Genomic DNA, 22,090 nt, shown 5'->3' with positions numbered 1-22,090 from the left:
TACAAAATTTAAACAACCAGAAAATAAAATCGTACCTCATTAATTTATAAGCCAAAAAAAACCAGCTCAACGTTAATTGAACTGGTTTTATACTAACTGTAGGATGCTTTCAAAGGCGGATTGTGGCCTTTAAGCAAACTCGCTGCTATTTGAAAACGCGCTTTCTAACACGCTCTAAACGTTTCAAAATCGCATCCAAACGCTCAGGTTTTACCATGAACTCTTGGAAACCCTTCATACCCTCTTGAGCCATGCTTGGATCCGTATCACGGTCATAAAACTGCGCTGTACCAGAAGCATTGCTTAGCATTTCAACCCCTTTATTCAAGAAGAAGTCATCTGGCGCACTCGCTTTCTTATGTGGAGGAATTTGCAACAATGCAGCGTTCACCAAAGTTTGGTTGTCTGGGCGAGCCATAAATTCTAGGAATTTACGCGCGTCTTTCTTGTTCGCCGCTTTTGCTGGAATATGAATAGTGTCCATTGGCGCATCTTCGGCCATCGGCACATTGCTATCTATTTGTGGGAATTGGAAAAAGCCCATTTTCCCATCTAGCTCTTTAGGGAAGTTAGGTACAATGAAGTTACCAATCAAATACATAGCCGCTTTACCGTTATACATAAACGGCTGCGCTTCTTGCCAAGAATAAGAAGCATGATTTTCTAGGAAATAGCCCTTATCAATTAACTCTTTCCAGTGTTCAAACGTTTTACGAACGCGTGGATCAGTGTAAGGAATTTTGCCATCCATCAAATCGATGTGAAAATCCAAACCGTTGGTACGCATATTCAAATAGTCAAACCAACCCGCAGCAGTCCAAAGATACTTGGTACCAATCGCGATTGGCGCAATATCATTGGCTTTTAATTTCGCGTTTACCGCTAAAAATTCATCCCACGTTTTTGGCTCACTCAAACCTAACTTATCAAAGATATCTTTGCGGTAGTAAATACCCCACTGATAATAAGTATAAGGAACGCCCCATTGCTTATCTTTAATAGTCATCGCTGAAGTGGCAGATGGCATATTGGCTTTGAGGTCTTGGTTTTTCCAGATGTCACTCACGTCTTCAAATAAGCCGCGGTCAACAAAGGCTTTCATACGGTTACCCGCGTACCAGAAAACAATATCAGGTGGTGTCGTCGACAACCAATTTCGAATGGCGGTTTTATAACCTTCTTTGTCGTACAAGTTGTACTTCACTGTCACGTCAGGGTTTTCTTTCTCAAACTTCTGCACGATTTCAGTAAACGCTTTTTTCGGCGCTGGGTCCGCTTGATCGGAGTTGATCACCAAAGTACCCGCGTTGGCGATAGAGACAGCACTCAATGCCATTGCCCCTACCAATAAAGATTGTAATTTTTTCATTTATTAAAGCCCTCTTTTTATTTTTTTATTAAATGGAACCAAGTTTCAGTATTGACCATAAAAGCGCAAAAATCAATAAACGAAACAAAGTTCCACTTTATTCCCTGGCAAAGAATTTACTTTTTCTTCCAAATGGAAACATCTGCACCATTTAGCGTTCTATTACCCAAAACCAACTCAGCATTGTCTGGTTCAAAAACCACCGATTGCGAAGAATAATTAAAGACAAAAATGACATTACCGCGCTCACGAATTCTCACGCCTTCTGGCAAATAACAAGTAGGCAGAGAAGCAACGTCTGCTAGCTTCGCCAAGCTGGCTTTCAACAAGCTATTATCCAGACAAGAGCCCAAATAAAAATGTCGTCCCTCGCCCATCAACACAGGATTGCCGCCACGATCACTTAGCAAACAAGGCAAATCTGTCTTGATCTGCTCATGCCAATGTTTCACGCTACCGGCTCCCCAGCGCCCAGAAACGGCTGGCTGAGTATGCTCAGGCAAAGCGTCTACACGTTCGACCGTTAACGGCAATAATTCCGCTAATGGCCCCGGCGCAAGATTGTCTGGAATTTGATAACTGTCCGTTTTACTGCCTGTTCTTGGCCCCGCTAATAACACGCCTTGGTAAGCATTTAGTCTTTCTTGCAACTGTGGCGTGATATGAGCTTGAGCAGGTAAAACGAGAAGCTCATAAGCGTCTAATGGTCCATCACTTGGAATAATATCGACTGAAAGTCCGATTTCGCGCAACGCTTCATAGACACGATAGCACCAGAATAAATAACGATACGCGCGTGACTGTGGCTGAATATCCAATGACCAACAGGCGTCGTAATCAAACATCAGAGCGACTTTGCCAGCGCTTGGCAAGGACATCAGTTCATCAGCATCTAACCCTAATTTTTCAGCCAATGCTTTCACTTCATTCGCAACCAAAGTCGCTTCTTTTGCCGCTTCGGCTTCTTCCGCATCTGGGCGTAACAAACCGGCGTGCATTTGCTCTTGACCAAATGGTGCCTGACGCCAGCGGAAGTAAGAAACCAATTCAGCGCCATGGGAAAAAGCCTCCCATGTCCATAAACGCACCGCACCATCAGCAGGCGTTGGATTATGTGGCGCCCAGTTCACCGGCCCTGGTTGCTGTTCCATAATCCACAAACGACCTTTACCACAACCGCGATATAAATCATGATGGAAAGCACCAAAATCAGGATGACCAACACGTAAATACTGATGTTTTTCTTCTTGGGTATAAATGGCTTCTTGGTCTAAAAAGCCCAATGGGTAAGTATCCCAACTCGCCACATCCAGATCTTGCCCAACTTTGTGGTGATCGAAAGCGGTAAAAAAGCCCATGTAGTTATGGACCAAATCACGCCCTGCAGAGTGCTCGCGTAAAATATCCACTTGCAGCTTATTAAACGCGACCACTTGATCAGAACAACAACGCTGAAAATCCAAACGATGAGAAGGATTGGCTTCTGTCACGGTTAAATTTGGCAATTCAATTTCGTCAAAAGAGCGATAATCCATGCTCCAGAACACATTGCCCCACGCCGTATTCAACGCCTCAATCGTGCCGTATTTCTCTGCCAACCAAACCCGAAAAGCCGCAAGATCGGCATCTGCATAACTTAGAATCGTGTCATGACAGCCGAATTCATTGTCAGTTTGCCAAGACGCTACGGCTGGATGTTGGCCATAACGCTCTGCCATCATAGTAACTATGCGACGACATTCTTCACGGTATTCAAGGCTGGCAAACGTATAATGTCGACGAGAACCAAAATTACGCACACGGCCCTGCTCGTCTTTTGCCAACATAGAAGGATGACGATCTACCAACCATTTTGGTGGCGTTGCAGTTGGCGTTCCTAAAATGACTTTTAAACCATGCGAATGAAGAATTTCTAAGGATTCATCTAACCATTCCCAATGCAGCTCGCCCGGAGTCGGTTCAATTGTGCTCCAACTGAATTCGCCTATCCGAACGTATTCAATTCCAATACGCTGCATATGCTCTGCATCTTCTCGCCAACGAGTTTTTGGCCAATGCTCTGGGTAATAACAAACACCTAACTTCATATTCTACGCTCCAGCAAATGGCTGACTTGGTTCACCTGTGATATCAAGACCCAATGTGGCTTTCAAATCGATAGCAACAACATGACCAGACAACGGCTTTTCTGCTAATTCGCTTTCACTTGTGGCGACACTCGCCGATGTAATAAACAAAGTATTGCCATCAGCACCACCAAACACACAGCTTGTCGGCTTAGAGAACGGCAGCTCAATCGTCTGCAAAACCTCACCTTCTGGGCTGTAGCGTACAATACGAGAACCATCCCAATTCGCATTCCAAATACAGGCTTCGGCATCGATACAAGAACCATCCGCACCGATGCCCTCTTTCACTTCGAAAAATGGTTTTTGGCTGCGCACGTCATAAAATTCTGGGTATGGAAAAGCATGCACTTTGCGTGTCATTGAATCACCAAAATAAAAACGACCGCGCGCTTCATCCCATGCCAAGGTGTTTGAAATACCAACCCCTTCAAGCAGCAATGTTCTTTTACCTTCTGGCGTGATTTTCCATAGACGCCCCGATGCTTGTTCCTCTGCATCGTCCATTGTGCCAAGCCATAACACACCATTTGGATCACATTTGGCATCGTTACTGCGGTTCCCAGGAATATCGGTATCTAGATCGCACAGGTGCTCTAACTCCCCTGTAGATTTATCTAAATACGCGACAGAATCCGCCAAAGCCACCAACAGACGATCACTTTGCGTGGTAAATACTGCTGACACTTTTTTCGGCAAAGTCCAATGTTGGTATTCATTTGACTCTTGATGCCAACGCCATACTTGGCAGGCTGGAATATCAACCCAATACAAAGCTTGTTCTGACTGACTCCAAAAAGGCCCTTCCGCTAATTGATGTCGCTGAGTACTAATTTGCTTCATTATTTTTATTCTCCTATCTCTACTTTATAGTTAAAGAGAGCTATTTTTGATAAGCCTTCCAAGCCGCCACAAAAGCATCTGCATTCGTTTTAGTGACTGCGACCGATTGACCCTTTTTATACAAAGCCGAACCTAAACCAAACCCACGAGCACCGACATTTAAATAGTCCTCGACATTGGCAGGCGTGACACCGCCCACTGGACACAACCAAGTCTCGGCGGGAATCACCGCACCCAAGGCTTTCACTACATTAATGGTTGGCAAGGCTTCGGCAGGAAACAGCTTCACCGCATCTGCGCCTGCGTGCAATGCCGCAAAGGCTTCACTCGCCGTAAAAAAGCCCGGCATAGCATACAAGCCCGCTACTTTTGCAGCCTTAATCAATTCAACATCGGTGTGTGGACACACCATTAATTTCGCCCCAGTATCAACCAGCTCGGTTAACTGCGCCATGGTCAAAACCGTACCGGCACCAATTAACACTTGATCACCAAACTTTTCCTGAAGAGAACGAATACTGGTAAACGCATCAGGCGAATTGAGTGGCACTTCAATTAGGCGAAAACCGGCATCAATCAAAACTTGAGCATGCTCAACCACTTCAGCTGGTGTTATCCCACGCAAAATGGCAACCATTGGAAACTCTTGCATCAATGCATCAAAAGAATGTTTCATATCATTATGCTCCCTTTGCCGGATTATCTTCCGACTTAGCCTGACGATTCGCCAAGCGCTTTAAACCACGAATACTCGCTTCGTTGGCGGCCAGAAATTCAGAAGTAAGATCACGCGAAGACAAGGCTAAGGCATATCTTGCGCTCAACGCCTGACTGCCAACAATCACTACTGGACAAGTTTTCGTTTCTAGCGATGCGGCCTCTAACGCCACCAAGATGTCATTCACATCATGGCCAATCACCACACCAGACAAATAATCTCGCACTTCGTCTGCGGCCAATTCGCCACACACAAAACGACTGCGAGCACTGAACAAATGATGCAAAATACCGCCCGTTTGCTGGCTCGCTAACACCCCTTTTTTAAAGGCGGCTTCGTTAAGCTGATCTGATTTAGGCAAGCCTTTTACCAAACTCGATTCATCGTTCAAGCGCGCAAACAACTCTCCAGTGATAGAAGTAGAAAACTGCGTTACCTTACCCTCAGTAATTTGCGCCCATTTACAATGGGTACCAGGCAAACAAAAGATCGGAGATTCATCACCGCGACCTTTTTCTTCTAGCCAATCAAGTGCTCCTAGCAATTGCGTTTCTTCGCCGCGCATCACATCAAGCAAACCGGAAATGCCTGTACCTTGCAATCCTGGCACAATCGCCACCTTATTAGGTAACGAGGTCGATAACCAAAAAAGATGCTCAGCTAAATCGTCTAATTTAATCGGACAATGCTGGTAAGGCACTTCTTGCCAACCTCCTCGACTCCCCACCATGCCTGCCATATAAATCGGCAAATCAGGTGTTAGCCAATCGTCTAGCAAATCCGATAAGACACGTTCAAATTCAGCCGAACCAAGCTTCAACATACCTTGGTCACTGTCTCGCTGGGCTTGGATATGACCATCCTGATTCATCAAAAAGGCGCGTAAATTGGTGGTTCCCCAATCAATAGCAATAAAGCTCGCTTTGCCACCAACGGGTTGTGAAACAGGATTAAATTGAGTCATTACAAGCGCCCTCCGTCCACAACCAAACTTTGCCCAGAGATCATTCGGCTGTCATCAGCGCCCAAAAACAACACCAAATCCGCCACATCTTCAGGTTCAATTTTTTCTTTCAGCGCTTGCTGCGTCATGAGTTCTGCTTCCGCCTCTGGCGTTAGCCATAAACGCTTTTGCTTTTCTGTCATGACCCAACCGGGTAGCACCGTATTTACACGAATTTTCTGCCCACCAAGCTCACGAGCCAAGCCTTTGGTTAAGCCTGAAATACCCGCTTTAGCTGTTACGTAACCAGGATAACCTGCCAGCCCTAGCATCCAAGAGTTGGAGCTCATGTTAATAATGCTACCGCCACCCGCTTCAGCCATGGCAGGCGCAACCGCTTGAGCCGCAAAGAAATGATGCTTTAAATTGACCGACATGCATTGATCAAACGCATCAGAGGTCAAGTCTTGTAAAGTATGACGATGATCGTTGGCCGCATTATTAACGAGAATACGGATCGCACCCCATTCAGCCATGCGCTCAGTAATCACTTTTTGAAGCGTATCTATTTCTGTTAAATCAACCAGATTAAAGTTCGCGCTTAATCCCTGATCGTTTAGCTCTTTGGCAAGACTATCACCGGCTGTTTGATCGATATCGAAAAAGCTGACCAAGCAACCTTGCTGAGCCAAGGCTCGCACCAAGGCTTCACCTATGCCGGATGCGCCACCACTTACTAACGCGTGACGCCCTTTTAAACTAGGATAAACCGTTTTATTTTTATTATTGGTCATTAATGAGACTCCCTACTGACTTTCGATCCACTCTTGCCAACCAAGAAGTCTAAATCCGCACCTTGATCAGCCTGCATAACATGATCAATGTACAACTTAGCATATCCACGATTGTAATCACTTTCTTCTGGCTGCCATGCGGCTTGACGAGCTGCCATTTCTTCATCGGAAATATGCAAATGCAAACCACGTCCTTCAACATCAAGGGTGATTTCATCACCGTTTTGCACCAAGGCCAACGGTCCACCGACGGTCGATTCAGGAGCCACATGCAACACCACAGTACCGAATGCCGTTCCGCTCATGCGTGCATCACTAATACGAACCATGTCAGTAATGCCTTGTTCTAATAATTTACTTGGCAACGCCATATTGCCCACTTCAGGCATACCCGGATACCCTTTTGGACCACAGCCTTTCAGCACCAGAATTGAATCTTTGTCGACTTCTAGTTCTGGCGTATCGATACGAGCTTTGTAGTCTTCGATGTTTTCAAACACCACGGCTTTACCCGTGTGTTGCAACAAAGCCGGTGTGGCAGCGCTCGGTTTAATAATCGCCCCAAGTGGCGACAAGTTACCACGCAACACCGCAATCCCCGCATTCGCTCGCAAAGGCTGATCAATTGGACGAATCACTTCTTCGTTGAAACATTCAGCCCCTTCGGTAATCTCACCCAAAGTAGCGCCACAAACGGTGTTAGCGTTCATATCAAACAAATGGCTTAAACGCTGAATTAGCGCAGGGAAACCGCCGGCGTAATGGAAGTCTTCCATCAAGAATCGACCGGATGGCATCAAATCAACAAGACATGGAATTTCCGCACCAATACGATCCCAATCTTCTAGCGTCAAATCCACACCCACACGACCTGCAATCGCCAATAGATGCACTACTGCGTTCGTAGAACCACCAATCGCCGCATTGGCGCGAATGGCATTTTCAAACGCTGTCTTAGTCAAAATATCAGAAGGTTTTAGATCTTCTTTGACCATCTCAACAATGCGAGCACCGGTCATGTGAGCCAACGCCTGACGACGAGCATCGACCGCTGGCAAAGTGCCGTTTTCAGGAAGAGACATGCCCAAGGCTTCCACCAAACAAGACATAGTCGATGCTGTGCCCATGGTCATACAAGTACCACGAGAACGAGACATGCCAGACTCCGCTCGCATGAAAGCGTCTAGGCTCATTTTGCCACCGCGAACCGCTTCACTGAATTTCCATACGTCCGTACCAGAGCCAATATCTTTACCGCGATATTTACCATTCAACATAGGGCCGGAGGACACTACAATCGTCGGCAAATCCACCGAACAAGCGCCCATTAATTGCGCTGGCGTGGTTTTGTCACAACCACCCAATAACACAACACCGTCCATTCCGTACGCGCGCATGGATTCTTCAACGTCCATACTCATCAGGTTGCGAAACAGCATCGCAGTCGGCTTCATTTGGGTTTCGCCTAACGACATCACAGGAAACTCAAGCGGCACACCGCCCGCTTCCCATACGCCACGTTTTACGTATTCAGCCAATTCACGAAGATGTGCGTTACATGGCGTCAATTCACTCCATGAGTTGCAGATTCCAATAATTGGACGACCATCAAAACTGTGATCAGGTAAACCTTGGTTCTTCATCCAGCTGCGATGAATAAATCCATCTTTATCTAACTTACCGTACCATTGCTGACTGCGTAATGGTTTTTTATCTTTGTTATTTGTATCGCTCATTCAGTGCTTCTCCGCTGCAGGTACGGCTTGAATCGCTATCAATACTAGAGATTCTGGATCAAAAATAGGCAATCTCAGCCCAACTTGACTCAAACTCGCACCATTCAAAATAAGATCTTGTTGCCACCACGCAGGCAAAGCTTTCATCAGATGACCTGGCAATGGACTGTGCTCCAGAACCGAGACTCGATAGAGCTGCTCTGGCAGTAAATTGGGTAAACAAATCGGCAAGGTTTGCGCTTGCTTTGGCATGCTTAACTGACTATAAACGGCCAAACCTTGCATTCTGTCTTGGCTCAATGCCCATTGGGTTTGCGCTCGACCATCGGCGCTTGGCAAACGCCAGTTATTACCTTCGTGCAAGACACTTCGATACTGTTTGTAATGAGATAACCATTTGGCAATAGTGGCTTTTTGCTCAGCGTTTGCATCCAGCAAATTCCATTCAATACCTAAATGCCCTAACATCGCTGTTCCAGCTCGAAACGCCACATCATGGATTCGGCTTGTCGTATGGCTCTTATCTGGGCCGATATGAGAACCCATGACTTCTGGAGGTAAAAAATAACTGAAGCCGCGCTGGATCGTTTGACGCTCCAAAGCATCGTTACAATCGGACGCCCAGAAACGCTTGGTAAAATTCAAAATACCGAAGTCCACTCGCGCACCACCAGACGAGCAACTCTCAATTTCCATCGCTGGAAACGACTGATTAAGCTCGCTCAGTAAACGGTACAAAGCCTCTACTTGCACACGGGCCTGTGGCGCAATGTCACCACTTGGCTGCGTGTAGTCTCGGTTCATGTCCCATTTCACATAGTCAATCGGATATTCCGTAAACAAAGCAAACAAGCGCTCACGAATGTATTGATAAGCTTCTGGTTTGGCTAGGTTCAACACTAATTGATTACGCGCAAGCGCTGGCTCGTACTGCGGCAATTGCAACGCCCAATCAGGGTGAGCACGAAATAAATCGGAATCTGGATTGACCATTTCAGGCTCAAACCACAAACCAAACTCCATGCCTAGATCGTCTTTCACATAACGAATCAATGGCATCAAGCCATCTGGGTACTTTATGTCATCAACGAACCAATCGCCCAAAGCGGCCTTATCATTATCACGACCACGGAACCAACCATCATCAAGAATGTAACGTTCAACACCAACATCAGCGGCTGCTTTCGCCAGCGCTTTCAGCTTGGTCATATCGTGATCAAAATAAAAGGCTTCCCAAGTATTGAGATGGACAGGACGAGGCTTGGTTAACTTCAGGCGATCTCGCGCTTCCTGATGAAATTGCTGGCTCATGGCGTTCAGGCCTGAAGCGCTGTGTGCCGCTAACAATTCTGGTGTCGAAATAGAGTCGTTGCCAGCAAGTACAATTTCACCTGGCAAATACAAGACTTCAGCTTGTAAATAACGGTGACCTTCCGCGGTGTAATCGGCTTTTAATCTGTGATTACCGCTCCACGCCAAATGCGCACCGACCAGCTCGCCTTGCTGCTCACCAAAGCCCTGCTCGCCAACAATCACCGCAGGAAAGTTCGCCTGAGAATTGCGCCCGTTACGATTCTCTTGTAACCAAGTGGACTGCCAATCGCTACGCTCTTGCTGAAATTCTTGGCACCAACGGCCATAAAAGCCCATACGCTCTGTAAACTGAGTAACAACGGGCAAGGTACACGCCAAACGCTGTACGGTCACATTCGATTCACCTTGATTGGTCAATGTTAACTGCTGGCGTAATACCCCAGACGGCAACAAACCAATTTCTAACGCAACAGATAATTGTGCAACCTTGTCTTCTAAGCGAATGACAAAGCCATCTTGCTGCTCTGTCACATCCAGCAAAGTCCAGCATGCCGCCCACGTTGGACGGTCTTGCGCGCTGGCTTCTACCGCTGGTGTTTGCAACCAGCCTCGCCCCGCTTCAGGAATCAGCGACATTGGCGTTGGCTTGTCCATCATGCCTTGCGGTATGGCCGCTTGTTGCGACAAATACACATAGCCCAAATCAGTCGCTGCAGGTAAAACGTCGCCAAAATACAGCAGTTCAGGAGAACCCTGTACCGGACACGCTATCACCAAGGTTTTCTGTTGCTGGTCTTGGCGATAAAAAGTCACGTTCTTCACATCAGACATGAGTGATTATCCTTTCGTAGCACCTAATGTTAAGCCCGCAATAAAATGACGCTGCATAGCAAAGAACAAAATAACGGGTGGCAATGCCGCCACAATAGATCCCGCAGCAATCAGCTGCCAAGACGCCATCCACTGTCCTTTTAATGCGCTAATACCCGCCGTAATTGGGCGCACTTCATCACTTTGTACCAGTACCAAAGCCCAGAAATAGTCATTCCAAATAAAGGTAAAAATCAGAACAGACAACGCTGCTAAAGCAGGACGAACCAAAGGCAACACAATATGCCAGAAGATCTGCCACTCACTCACCCCTTCCACGCGCGCCGCTTCAATCAGTTCATCCGGCAAGCCAACAATGAAGTTACGCATAAACAAGGTACAAAAGCCGGTTTGAAAAGCAATATGAAAGAGAATCAAACCTGACGCTGTGTCATACAGTCCCATGCTGATCGTTAGATCGCGCACTGGAATCATAAGAATTTGAAAAGGAACAAAGTTACCCGCGATAAACGCCGCAAAAAGAGCAACATTACCGCGAAACTTAAACTTGGCTAACGCATAACCCGCCAAGGTAGACAAAGCAACCGCCCCAAAAACAGCAGGCAAAGTAATAAAGATAGAGTTCAACAAATAACGCAACATGGGCGTTTCAGAAAACACCGTCATGTAGTTTTCGAACAACATCCATTCGGAAGGAATTCCCCAGTAATTGCCGGCATTAATATCGGCAGTTGAACGCGCTGAAGTTAACAACACAGCCACAAGGGGCAATAGCCAAAGTGCCAAAGCAATCCATACCGCTGCTCGATAGCTTAAATTAAAAGGTAATGATCTTTTTTCTATAGGAGTTGGAAACATTAGGCTTTCTCACTCTTCAGCATGCGCCACAAGAAGTAGGCGATATAAATATCCATAATCAAGAACAGCACTGTCGCAATCGCTGCACCATAACCGGCACGATAGTTAAAGATGGACTGCTCATACATGAAGTATGCAAGCACACTGGATGTACCAAATGGACCACCACTTGTCATTGTCGCCACAAGGTCGAAGCTTCGTAAGGCACCAATTACCGTCACCACCACCGCAATAAAAGTAGCAGGTCGTAATTGAGGCAAAATGACATGACGCAGCATTTTCCAACCATGGGCACCGTCTAAACGTGCAGCTTCGATTTGATCCGGATTAAGGTTATTTAAGCCTGTGAGATACAAGATCATGCAATAAGCGATTTGCGGCCAAAGACCCGCGACTATGATGCCAAATGTCACCCAATTCTCATCGGATAACACCGCCACAGGTTCCATTCCGAACAGCCCAATCGCCTTATTAAAAAGACCAAATGATGGATCATAGAACCAAGAGAAAACCAAGCCAACAACAACTTGAGAGATGACAAAAGGAAAGAAAAACATAGACTTAACTAAACGTATGCCCATGATTTTTTGATTTAGAAATAACGCAATACCCAAGCCAATAGGCGGCGCTAACATGAAGAAAACCATCCAGTAGATATTGTTTTTTAATGCTACCCAAAACTGATAATCATCAAACAGCTCCAAGTAGTTACTAAAGCCTACGAACGTTTTTTCTCCAATCCCGTCCCATTCATAGAAGCTCAGCCAAATACTCTGAAGAATCGGAAAGATCACGTAGACCACAAACAAAATGACTGCTGGCGCTAAGAACAAAACCGGCATCCATTGCTGCTGCCTGCTATGCAATTTCTGCATGGCGCACACACCTCTTATTTTTATTAATTTATAAATCGCCTACTTGCTACTTGAATTTTACTTCAAACAACTCGATGAATAAAATAATGGAATAAAGTTCCATTTTTTGCAATACTCAATTTAGAACATTTTTGAGACTTGGTTTTTTGAAGTGAAATTTACCTTACAAGAATAAGAACAAGAGTGATTTATACGATTAAATTAGCGCCGCTAGAACGAGCACCAAACAGATTGAAGGCACGACTCATTGGTTATAAATGGATATTTTCAGTCTATTTTTTAATAAAATAGTGCAAAACCTAGTCGTATAAATACCTCAAAAAGATTAAGGAAACCCAATATGGCAGAACAAGAATCAAAGAGCGGAGGCTCATCTTTAGACAAAGCACTCAACCTGCTACAGGAAGTATGTGTTGCAGAAGTGCCATTACGCTTTGCAGATTTGGTTGAAAAAACAGACCTGCCAAAAGCCACCGCTCACCGAATTTTAATGTCCCTAACAGAAAAGGGCTTGGTTCGTTTTGACGAATTCACCCAGCTTTATCACCCTGGCTATGGACTACTAGAGCTTGCCCATCAAGCGTGGGCAAAAATCGATATACGTGACATTGCCGCAGACCAAATTAAGTATTTATGGGATGAAACAGGCGAAACCATTCACCTTGCCGTACTTGATCGAGGGGATGTGATCTACATCGATAAACTGGAAAGCCAGAAAAGCTTGCGTCTATTCTCCGCCGTGGGCAAAAAAGGCCCTGCTTATTGCACCGGTGTTGGCAAAGCCATGCTGGCGTTTCTTAGCGAAGACCAATTGGTCGCTGCTATTAAAGAGCAAAGCTTTACCAAACACACAGACACCACCTTAATTAACGAACAAATGCTAAGAGACGATCTTATTAAGATTCGTGAAAGCAAAGTCTCCCTAGATTTGGAAGAACATGAGGAAGGCATTCAATGCGCCGCCTCTGTTATTTTGAATCACAGAAACGAACCCATCGCCGCGCTAAGTATTACCGCTCCAAAATTTCGAGTAGACGACGCGCGTTTTCAACACTTTCAAACACTGGTGAAAGAAGCCTGTATGAAAGTATCCACCCGAATGGGGGCCATGGCCTCTAATTAAGCATAGGAAAGCCCTATTATGGCGACGATAAAACTAACAAACGTCATCAAACGGTTTCATGACATTGAAACAATTCATGGCGTCAATTTAGACCTTCAAGACGGTGAATTTGTGGTCTTCGTGGGTCCATCTGGCTGCGGTAAATCAACTCTTTTGCGTTTAATAGCAGGGTTAGAAGACATTACCGATGGCAAGTTAGAAATCAATGGCATCAACATGAACAGCGTGGCACCTGCAGATCGAGGTGTCGCCATGGTATTTCAATCCTATGCGCTCTACCCACACATGACAGTGGAAGAAAATATGAGCTTTGGTTTACGCATGAATGGCGTAGCCCCAGAAAAAATCAAAGCCCAAGTAAGCGATGCAGCCAACATTCTTCAACTGAATGAATTACTCGATCGCAAACCCAAACAACTATCAGGCGGACAGCGCCAACGTGTTGCCATTGGCCGCGCAATCGTTCGTCAACCAGAAGTCTTCCTGTTTGACGAACCGCTTTCTAATCTAGACGCCGAACTTCGTGTCGACATGCGTATCCAAATCGCGCAGCTACATAACAAACTCAAAGCCACCATGATTTATGTGACTCACGACCAAGTCGAAGCCATGACATTGGCAGATAAAATCGTCGTGTTGCGCGCTGGTAATGTAGAACAAGTGGGATCCCCTCTTGAGCTTTACCACAACCCTGCTAACGAATTTGTTGCTGGGTTTATTGGCTCACCTAAAATGAACTTCTTAGAAGGCAAAGTCGTCAGCATAGACAACAAAGACATTGCCGTTATTGAAATCGCCAATCAAACCGTTGAACTAGAAGTCGATTGCACAAAAGTTTCGGTCAATGAAAAGGTTAAGTTTGGCATCCGCCCAGAGCATGTTAAAGAAAACACCCAAGACGCTGACCTAACACTTAGCCTTGATATCGACGTAGCGGAACACCTCGGTGGCCTAACCTATCTTTACGGCCAATTTGAAGGCAATAAATTAACCATAGAAGTGAGTGGCGCCAACTTAACTCGCAACGGCGAAAGCGTCACCGTCGGCATCAAAAAAGAAGACTGCTACTTATTTAACAGTCGCGGTGAAGCCTTGGTTAACCGCCCTGTGCCAGAACGATAAGAAAAAACGATAAGAACAAAGAGTAAAAAAATAGCCCTTGTAAGGGCTATTTTTTTCATCTGCAAGAGAAAGAGAAAGAGAAAGAGAGAATGTAAGCTAATCAAACGGATTAGGGCTCACCACTTCCGCAAAATATTGCATAAGACTTTCTAAAAACACCCTTAATGCTGGCGTCATGGTTTTCCTATTAGAATAGACCGCCTGTACGATACTGACCTTGGTTGTCCAATCAGGCAATACGCGCACTAGATTTCCCGCTGCCAAGTCTTCACTCGCCACAATTTCCGGCATCAGTCCGACACCAACACCCTGCACAGCCGAACTAAGCAACAACCCACGATTCAGACACACCAACCTTGGATGATGCTGCACTAAACAAATACTGCTGTTCGGTCCGAGCAATTCCCACTGATGGACAGACTCTTGTTTACCAAAGACTTCTGTCAAGGTGGGCATTTTAGCAAGCTGATCTGGATGAGTCGGCATACCAAATTCTTCGATGAACTGCGGACTGGCTACCAAAATCATTCTACTGGTGCCCAATTTCTTCGCCACCATACCCGCCCCATTTACGATGGCTCCCCTTGTTCGTAGCGCGATATCAATGCGTTCTTCCAATACCTGAACGTCTCTATCCGTTACATCCAAATACACTGAAACCTTGGGATACTGCTTCATAAACTCAGGTAAAAACACCGAAAAATGGTGCTGGGCCAATAAAACCGGACAGCTCACCCGCACCACACCCGAAGGAACCGACTGCAATAACGCCACAGATTCGTAAGCAGACTGCCCCTCTGCCACCATATTAATGGCGCCTTCATATAATTGTCGGCCAGCGTCTGTGAGAGAAAAACGCCGACTATTTCGCTGAATCAATTGGATACCCAGCTTGTCTTCTAGCTGCGCAACTCGGCGACTTAAAAGCGATTTTGTAATACCTGACACTCGCTCAGCAGCAGTGTAACCGCCATGTTCAGCAGTCAGGTAAAAATAATAAATATCGTTAAAATCCATAAATCGACTAATTACCCTTAGAGAGCCAATAAGTAAGCGTTACATCGCTCTAGTTTAGGCGTTTTTGACACCCCATAACAATCACACCAACAATACCTACAACAAATAACAAAGAGAAATAATCAATCCCCGCTAATACCACAGCGTTTTTTTGTACTTCATTGGCAATCCATGCAAAGCCGGCCTTACTGGCTAAATCGCCACTCATGTGAGTGCTGTACACACTACTAATCTGGCTCAGTACTCTTATAAAGACAGGATCGTTTGACGCAACATGCTGGTTTAAAACATCATAATGAACTGTTGTACGCCATTGCAGACCAATACTTCCTAAAGTGATCCCTAACGCCACACTCAATTGTGACACCATGTTTTTTACTTGTTGGGCGTGAGAAAAGACTGTTTCATCATGCTGAAGCTCGGTAAACGCTTTCGCTGCCACGGTACCTTGCACACACACCGTAAAAAACACAAAAAGAAATAACGCAGGCGCGACATAAGTCTGTAAGTTGGTTGTTGGCGTTAACCTCATCATAAAAAAGCCATACGCCATCAAACACAAAAAGCCCGTCACATAGAATTTTTTGCCGTGTGGCCGCTTCGGCATAATCAGCATACTAACGTACAAACCAATCACACCCGCTACCTGCCCAAGAGCATACCAATTGCCAATCGTACTCCAACCATACCCAAGCCCTTTCTGCATAATCTGTGGTATCAAGTAACTGTTTGATCCCATTATCAAATAACAGACAAAAAACACAGTCACGCCATTCCGGTACAGCTTGCTATCAAACAGCGACTTCATCGACAGTAACGGTCGATTTTCATGGTGACGAACCATACTGCGTAAAAAATAATACAGGCTACTCAAACCCAACAATAGAAAGACGCCCACCAGCACACTGTTGCTAAAAAAAGCGTAATTACCGTGTTGAAAGCCATACAACATGAAAAAAGAGCCCGCGGCTAAGGCCATTAAGATATAGGGGTGGCTTTGGCTACGAATATCTTCTTTCGCAGGTATGCCAGGCAAACAAAAAGACGCGGTAACCGCACTCAGCAAACTCACCACCATCAAAATGACAAATAAATAATGCCAAGAACTGGACATAAATAAATGCGCCGCCAAAAAAGGCGCAAGAGCAGAGCCTATGGTCAATCCATAAGCGTACGCCTTAATCCCCGTTAAGCGAATCAAACTAGGGGGAAATAAATTAATAATGACCCTAGCCCCTGTCATGAAAGCCGCACCACCAAAGCCCATAATCACATAGCCAATCAAAAAGCCATCAAAGCTTCGGCAGTAAAACCCAACCACACAACCTATAAAGAAGACCAACAAAGAACCTAATATGTAGTACTTCCACCCCACTCGCTCAACTAACCAACGCTGCTTCGAAATGGTGACCACAGCGACACAAGCATACGACGCAGTTGCCAAACTGTATTCTTGTGGAGAAACACCCAACTCCCCCATCAAAGGCGCAGCGGCAAACACAATCATCCCCGTCTGCAAAAAGTTCAGCAGCATGAGCAAGAATATGGTCGCCAGCATTAGCCATTCATGGGATGGCGCTGGCACATATTTGTGACGACTAATTTTACTGATCATCACTTACAAACTTTCTTTAATGATCTTTTGAATAATCACATTGACGCCTTCATCATTGTGATCAAACACACGAGTGCGCCAAGGAGTCTGAACGTCAGCGAGCGACGTTAATACTGGTGCACCTGCGTTATGAGTATCCACGTTTACGCTCATAGACAAACCAGGGCGAAGCGGATGCTCCTGCAGCTCATCTGGGTTTATCACTATACGAACTGGCACCCTTTGCACCGTCTTAATCCAGTTGCCTGTCGCGTTAGACGCGGGCAGCAAAGAGAACGCACTGCCTGTTCCAGGTTCTATCCCTTTTACTTTGCCGTGGTAAGTCACACTAGAACCATAAATATCAGACGTTAAGGTAACAGGCTGCCCAGCGCGAATATGGCCAAGCTGTGTTTCTTTGAAATTCGCGGTTACCCAGACATTTTTTAATGGAATAACAGACATCAAGGTGGTGCCTGGTGCCACATGCTGACCCACTTGCACGCTACGTTGAGCAACATAACCGCTGGCAGGGGCAAGCACCGAAGTGCGATTCAGCGTTAACCAAGCCGCTTTTAAAACAGATTCGGCTTTTAACACATCGGGATGCGTCAGCACCGTTGTATTATCGACCTTCGTTTTATTCGTATCGTATGATTTTAAAGCAAGATTATAAGACGCTTTCGCACTCGTTAAAGCGCTTTCATAATGGCTTAAATCTTCATTAGAAATTAAGTTATTCTTCTTTAAATTCACGCGACGCTGATAATCTTGTTGCGCCTTATCCAATGAAATTTTAGCCAATCGGACATTGGCCTCCTGCTCTTCCAAAGAAGCAAAACTATTGCGCACAGACCGTATGGTACTCGCAAGACTCGCTTCGGCCTGCTGCAAGGCCAACTGAGCATCGACCGGATTTATTCTTACTAACTGATCAGACTCGCTCACCAAGCTAGTATTATCAGCCATGATGTCCGTGACGGTGCCAGACACTTGAGACATAACATTTACAATATTGCCGGACACATAAGCATCTTCTGTTGTTTCGTAAAACCGTCCTATTTTTAACCACCAAATATAGATACCAACACAAACTACCACGACACTAATCGCCAGTAAGACAATCGTGTTTTTCTTTTTTAATGAATGCTTATCTATCTCTGTCATTGCTCTTTTATACTCTCGAAATAACCTGAAGGGATCTGAATCGGGCAAGGATAAGGCGATAAAATAAAGAGGGCAATATCAAAAAATGGGACTCATCGTCCTATAATTAAGACAATAATATCAAAGTTATTTTTCCTTATTTTTTACCAAGAACTTATGAAAAGATCGACATTTTGAGAGCGAAAAGTCGTTGCAAAAAGCAAAAACGCGCTGTTTTCTCAAAATGTTTTATCATTATTTTTTATACGTTTTGACAGCGAGAGCACAAACCAGACAGGAAAAGCATGATCGAGAGGAATAACAAGAGATAAGAGACGACTCAAGCAGACACAGACTGGGTTCTCCCTGTCTGCTTGAATTGGTATTACTTAAACAAATTCTTCTAAAAAGTGTTCCAAATATTGATAACCGCGCTGCGCGGTCAATGGATTATACTGGCTGCCATGCTCTGGACTGTCCGCACTTGGCAACATGAACGAATGCATAGTGCTAGCAAAATCTATGTACTGAAAATCCATCCCCAAACCTGCCCAGTAACGTTTCGCTTCTTGAGCTTCAGATTCATTAACTAGAGGATCTTCATAACCATTCAGCACCATGATTTTCGTTTTGGTGTTGGCCTTTTCTTCCGATTGAGCACGGAAAAAACTCATCAAGCCATGAAAACTCGCCGCGCCAGCACTGTCCGCCAGATGCAAACCGGCCTCTAACGCCAAACGACCACCCAAACAAAAACCAACATGCACAATAGTTTTGCCGTGAATAGCATCACAAGCGGATTCAGTTAGCTCCTTTTGCAAACCATGCAAAGGGTCTGCTTCAGCCAACAAGGCCCCCATTTTCGCCTTTTTCTCATCCATTTCGACTGGATTCTGCCCCATGCCGTACAAATCCAATGCGGTTGCAGAAAACCCCATTGACGCAATACGGTCTGCCACACCTTTTTCAAAGTCCGTCAAACCAGAAAATGTAGGCCAAATAATTACCTGAATGTGACTTTTATCTGAACTCAGCCCATCGACTTGGTAATGCATACGCTTAACATTGTCTTTAAATATCGACTCAAATGTCTGGCTCATAAGCAACCCCTTTAAAAATCTATAAATGATGTTTATCCAGTGTAACCAGCCAAACCCAATGAAATCAATGCAATTACTCGATATCTCGCCAACATTGAATCGACAGAACAACAATCCTTTTACACTCACGAACTTGATGTGCAATTTATTGTCTTACTCTAAAACGATAAGGCATGACATAATTTATGCTAACAACGCCCATAGCGACAGGAGAACAAGTCTTATGAGTAAACCATACAACAAGCTTACGCCTGTAGAAGCCAGTGTCATCCTTGATAAAGGCACAGAACGCCCGTTTACTGGCGAATACACCGACACAATGACAAACGGATTATATGTCTGCCGCCAATGCGACGCGCCTCTATACACGTCAGAACATAAGTTCCTATCGCACTGCGGCTGGCCGAGCTTTGACGATGAAATACCAAACGCCGTAAAACGCGTACCCGATGCCGACGGCCGTCGTATCGAAATCGTCTGCGCCAATTGCGACGGACACCTAGGCCATGTATTTGAAGGCGAAAGACTCACCGAAAAAAACATTCGCCACTGCGTCAACTCCATCTCCATGAAGTTTGTCAGCAAAGACTAATTAACCAGTTTAAGCTCTAAAGCAATAAAACCGCCCCCTTGGCGGTTTTACTGTTTATATCTTCACTACTCACCAAACCTTGGGCAGTTCATCCCATTTAGTCGTATACCTTGGCGACAGATGTTCTCGTTTCATCGCCCACTGAGGCAACACACCTTGCGAGGCGAAAAATACGTTGCCGAGGCCACTATGGTTAATTTTATCCACCACACTCATGAGTGCTTTTGAGTTGCTTTTCGTGCTGTCCGCTCGGAATAAATCTTGCTGAAAAGCATCGTGCTCGTAAAAGTCGGTAAGCATTACGCCTGCTTTCATATAGCGAAAACCATCACGCCAGAGTCGCGCAAACAGCACGCCAGCGACTTCTAATAAATCCCGCGTGTCATCGGTTGGATTAGGAAGTTCAGCAGAAAGCGTTTTCGAATACTGAGGTTCGTTTGGAATAAACGGACTGGTGCGAATGAACACACTGACTAAACGACAAAGGCGTTTTTCCCCACGCAACTTCTCGGCAGCGCGCGTTGTGTACTTGGATATGGCTTCCCGAAGCTCTTGCTTATCCGTCACCTTATGACCAAAAGAGCGACTGCAAATGATTTGTTGTTTGGTTGGCCTAACCAGTTCTAAATCCAAACACGACACACCATTTAACTCACGAATCGTTCGCTCCAACACCACTGAAAATTCGCTACGAATGGATTTCAGATCAGCATTAGCAAGATCCAACGCAGTATGAATGCCTCTCGCCTTTAGCTTCGCCGTGGTGCGACGACCAACACCCCAAACGTCACCCACATCCAACAACGCCAACAAACGCTTTTGTCTGTTGGCGTCCATCAAATCCACTACCGAACCCGTTGCTGGGTATTTCTTCGCAGCATGGTTTGCCAACTTCGCTAACGTCTTAGTTGGCGCGATACCAATACCAACAGTGATGCCCGTCCATTGATCGACCTTGGCTTTTACATGCTTGCCAAATGCCAGCAAATCCGTAACGTGATCAACACCTGTTAAATCCATGAAAGCTTCATCGATAGAATACACTTCCAGGCGTGGTGCCTCTTCCTCCAAGATCGTCATCACCCGATTCGACATATCCGCATACAAAGCATAGTTGGATGAAAAGCACACAATGCCGTGTTTTCTTATCTCATCCTGCACCTGAAACATCGGCACGCCCATCTTGATACCCAGCGCCTTTACCTCTTTGGAACGCGCGACAATACAGCCATCGTTATTCGACAACACCGCAACAGGCGCATGCTTTAAATCAGGACGAAACAACTTTTCACAGCTGGCGTAAAAGTTGTTGCAATCAACCAAGGCAAAGACAGTTCGCATTTAATGGCGCTCGTACTTACGAACCACGCCCGTGACCACACCAAAAATCTCTAATTCAGATTCCTCTGTGATATGAATGGCTTTATAGGCTTTATTCTTCGGGCGAAGTAACACATTGGGCTTAAGCTCCAACGCCTTCACCGTCATCTCCCCATGAATACAGGCAATCACAATATCCCCATGACGCGCCGTCAACGAACGATCCACCACCAAGACATCGCCAGAATGAATCCCCGCCTCTATCATCGAATCCCCCTGGGCACGAACAAAAAACGTCGCATGCGGATGGCTCACGCACAACTCATTTAAATCCAACGATTTTTCAACAAAATCCTGAGCAGGCGAAGGAAACCCCGCCGACACAGAGTCCACATACAAAGGAATCCGCACGCTATTGGCCGCGATAAACGCCGCCGACTCAGACACACCAAGATAAGTCACACGCATAATAAAACACCAAAATACTGTATGGATATACAGTATAGTTTTAAGTAGCATCAATCGCCAAGTGAAATTTTGTAAGAGGCTGGATTTCCGGCTTTTGCGACCAGAAATGAGGCGGGGATCTAATACAGCTCTGTTTCGTCAACATGGAATTCATAACTGTTCAAAGGTATATTACTCGGCTTTACTCTTGAAAAATTGGGA

Annotated in this window: 19 protein-coding genes; 3 read left to right on the top strand and 16 right to left on the bottom strand. The window is 45.4% G+C overall.

Going from position 1 to position 22,090, the window contains the following annotated elements; genetic code table 11:
- Positions 1–145 precede the first annotated feature (145 nt).
- From DFP75_RS03370 to DFP75_RS03325, 10 genes are all read right to left on the bottom strand, one after another.
- Positions 146–1,369, bottom strand: a complete 1,224-nt coding sequence (locus DFP75_RS03370) for an ABC transporter substrate-binding protein (RefSeq protein WP_110572215.1) — start codon at positions 1,367–1,369, stop codon at positions 146–148.
- Positions 1,370–1,485: 116 nt separating this feature from the next.
- Positions 1,486–3,456: a beta-galactosidase gene (locus DFP75_RS03365; RefSeq protein ID WP_110572213.1), complete on the bottom strand. Its 1,971-nt coding sequence runs from the start codon at positions 3,454–3,456 to the stop codon at positions 1,486–1,488.
- Between the two features lie 3 nt (positions 3,457–3,459).
- The gene (locus DFP75_RS03360) at positions 3,460–4,338 is read right to left on the bottom strand and encodes an SMP-30/gluconolactonase/LRE family protein (RefSeq protein WP_110572211.1); all 879 of its coding nucleotides are present in this window, start codon (positions 4,336–4,338) and stop codon (positions 3,460–3,462) included.
- A 40-nt stretch (positions 4,339–4,378) separates the two neighbouring features.
- A complete protein-coding gene (locus DFP75_RS03355; RefSeq protein ID WP_110572209.1) occupies positions 4,379–5,014 on the bottom strand; it encodes a 2-dehydro-3-deoxy-6-phosphogalactonate aldolase in 636 nt (211 codons plus the stop codon).
- 4 nt (positions 5,015–5,018) lie between these two features.
- Complete coding sequence (locus DFP75_RS03350) at positions 5,019–6,020, bottom strand: 2-dehydro-3-deoxygalactonokinase (protein WP_110572207.1); 1,002 nt, start codon at positions 6,018–6,020, stop codon at positions 5,019–5,021.
- On the bottom strand, positions 6,020–6,793 hold the full coding sequence (locus DFP75_RS03345) for an SDR family NAD(P)-dependent oxidoreductase (protein WP_110572205.1): 774 nt from the start codon (positions 6,791–6,793) through the stop codon (positions 6,020–6,022). The genes DFP75_RS03350 and DFP75_RS03345 overlap by 1 nt, the downstream gene beginning before the upstream one ends.
- Positions 6,793–8,529 (bottom strand): IlvD/Edd family dehydratase, encoded by a 1,737-nt coding sequence (locus tag DFP75_RS03340; RefSeq protein ID WP_110572203.1) that lies wholly within the window; start codon positions 8,527–8,529, stop codon positions 6,793–6,795. The genes DFP75_RS03345 and DFP75_RS03340 overlap by 1 nt, the downstream gene beginning before the upstream one ends.
- Complete coding sequence (locus tag DFP75_RS03335; protein ID WP_110572201.1) at positions 8,530–10,674, bottom strand: alpha-galactosidase; 2,145 nt, start codon at positions 10,672–10,674, stop codon at positions 8,530–8,532.
- Between the two features lie 6 nt (positions 10,675–10,680).
- Positions 10,681–11,532 carry a carbohydrate ABC transporter permease gene (locus DFP75_RS03330; RefSeq protein ID WP_110572199.1) on the bottom strand — a complete coding sequence of 284 codons (852 nt, stop codon included), beginning with the start codon at positions 11,530–11,532 and terminating at the stop codon, positions 10,681–10,683.
- Entirely contained in the window at positions 11,532–12,407 is an 876-nt protein-coding gene (locus DFP75_RS03325; RefSeq protein ID WP_110572197.1) for a carbohydrate ABC transporter permease, read from the bottom strand. Before DFP75_RS03325 ends, DFP75_RS03330 begins: the two co-directional genes overlap by 1 nt.
- Positions 12,408–12,747: 340 nt before the next feature.
- On the opposite strand from DFP75_RS03325, the gene DFP75_RS03320 reads away from it, so the two are divergent.
- A complete protein-coding gene (locus DFP75_RS03320) occupies positions 12,748–13,530 on the top strand; it encodes an IclR family transcriptional regulator (RefSeq protein WP_110572195.1) in 783 nt (260 codons plus the stop codon).
- Between the two features lie 18 nt (positions 13,531–13,548).
- Complete coding sequence (locus tag DFP75_RS03315; RefSeq protein WP_110572193.1) at positions 13,549–14,652, top strand: ABC transporter ATP-binding protein; 1,104 nt, start codon at positions 13,549–13,551, stop codon at positions 14,650–14,652.
- Between the two features lie 96 nt (positions 14,653–14,748).
- Here DFP75_RS03315 and DFP75_RS03310 read toward each other — a convergent pair whose 3' ends face one another.
- The 4 genes from DFP75_RS03310 to DFP75_RS03295 all read right to left on the bottom strand — a co-directional run bounded on the left by DFP75_RS03310 (position 14,749) and on the right by DFP75_RS03295 (position 19,509).
- Entirely contained in the window at positions 14,749–15,669 is a 921-nt protein-coding gene (locus DFP75_RS03310) for a LysR family transcriptional regulator (RefSeq protein WP_110572191.1), read from the bottom strand.
- A 49-nt stretch (positions 15,670–15,718) separates the two neighbouring features.
- Positions 15,719–17,284, bottom strand: a complete 1,566-nt coding sequence (locus DFP75_RS03305) for an MFS transporter (protein ID WP_245926979.1) — start codon at positions 17,282–17,284, stop codon at positions 15,719–15,721.
- Positions 17,285–17,287: 3 nt separating this feature from the next.
- Positions 17,288–18,430: an HlyD/EmrA/EmrK family protein gene (locus DFP75_RS03300; protein ID WP_110572188.1), complete on the bottom strand. Its 1,143-nt coding sequence runs from the start codon at positions 18,428–18,430 to the stop codon at positions 17,288–17,290.
- A gap of 368 nt (positions 18,431–18,798) precedes the next feature.
- Complete coding sequence (locus DFP75_RS03295; RefSeq protein WP_110572186.1) at positions 18,799–19,509, bottom strand: dienelactone hydrolase family protein; 711 nt, start codon at positions 19,507–19,509, stop codon at positions 18,799–18,801.
- 223 nt (positions 19,510–19,732) lie between these two features.
- Between DFP75_RS03295 and DFP75_RS03290 the strand changes: the two genes are divergently transcribed.
- On the top strand, positions 19,733–20,101 hold the full coding sequence (locus tag DFP75_RS03290) for a methionine-R-sulfoxide reductase (protein WP_110572184.1): 369 nt from the start codon (positions 19,733–19,735) through the stop codon (positions 20,099–20,101).
- Positions 20,102–20,170: 69 nt separating this feature from the next.
- Here the strand turns inward: DFP75_RS03290 and umuC are convergent, their stop codons facing one another.
- Both umuC and umuD read right to left on the bottom strand, forming a co-directional pair.
- On the bottom strand, positions 20,171–21,442 hold the full coding sequence (gene umuC, locus DFP75_RS03285; protein WP_110572182.1) for a translesion error-prone DNA polymerase V subunit UmuC: 1,272 nt from the start codon (positions 21,440–21,442) through the stop codon (positions 20,171–20,173).
- Positions 21,443–21,889, bottom strand: coding sequence for a translesion error-prone DNA polymerase V autoproteolytic subunit (umuD, locus tag DFP75_RS03280; RefSeq protein ID WP_110572180.1), 447 nt, complete (start codon positions 21,887–21,889; stop codon positions 21,443–21,445).
- Positions 21,890–22,090: the final 201 nt, after the last annotated feature.

Source organism: Marinomonas alcarazii, from assembly GCF_003208215.1.
In the GTDB taxonomy this organism is placed as follows: Bacteria; Pseudomonadota; Gammaproteobacteria; order Pseudomonadales; family Marinomonadaceae; genus Marinomonas; species Marinomonas alcarazii.
Note: the sequence above shows the minus strand (reverse complement) of the source record. Positions and strands in the feature narration are given on the sequence as shown.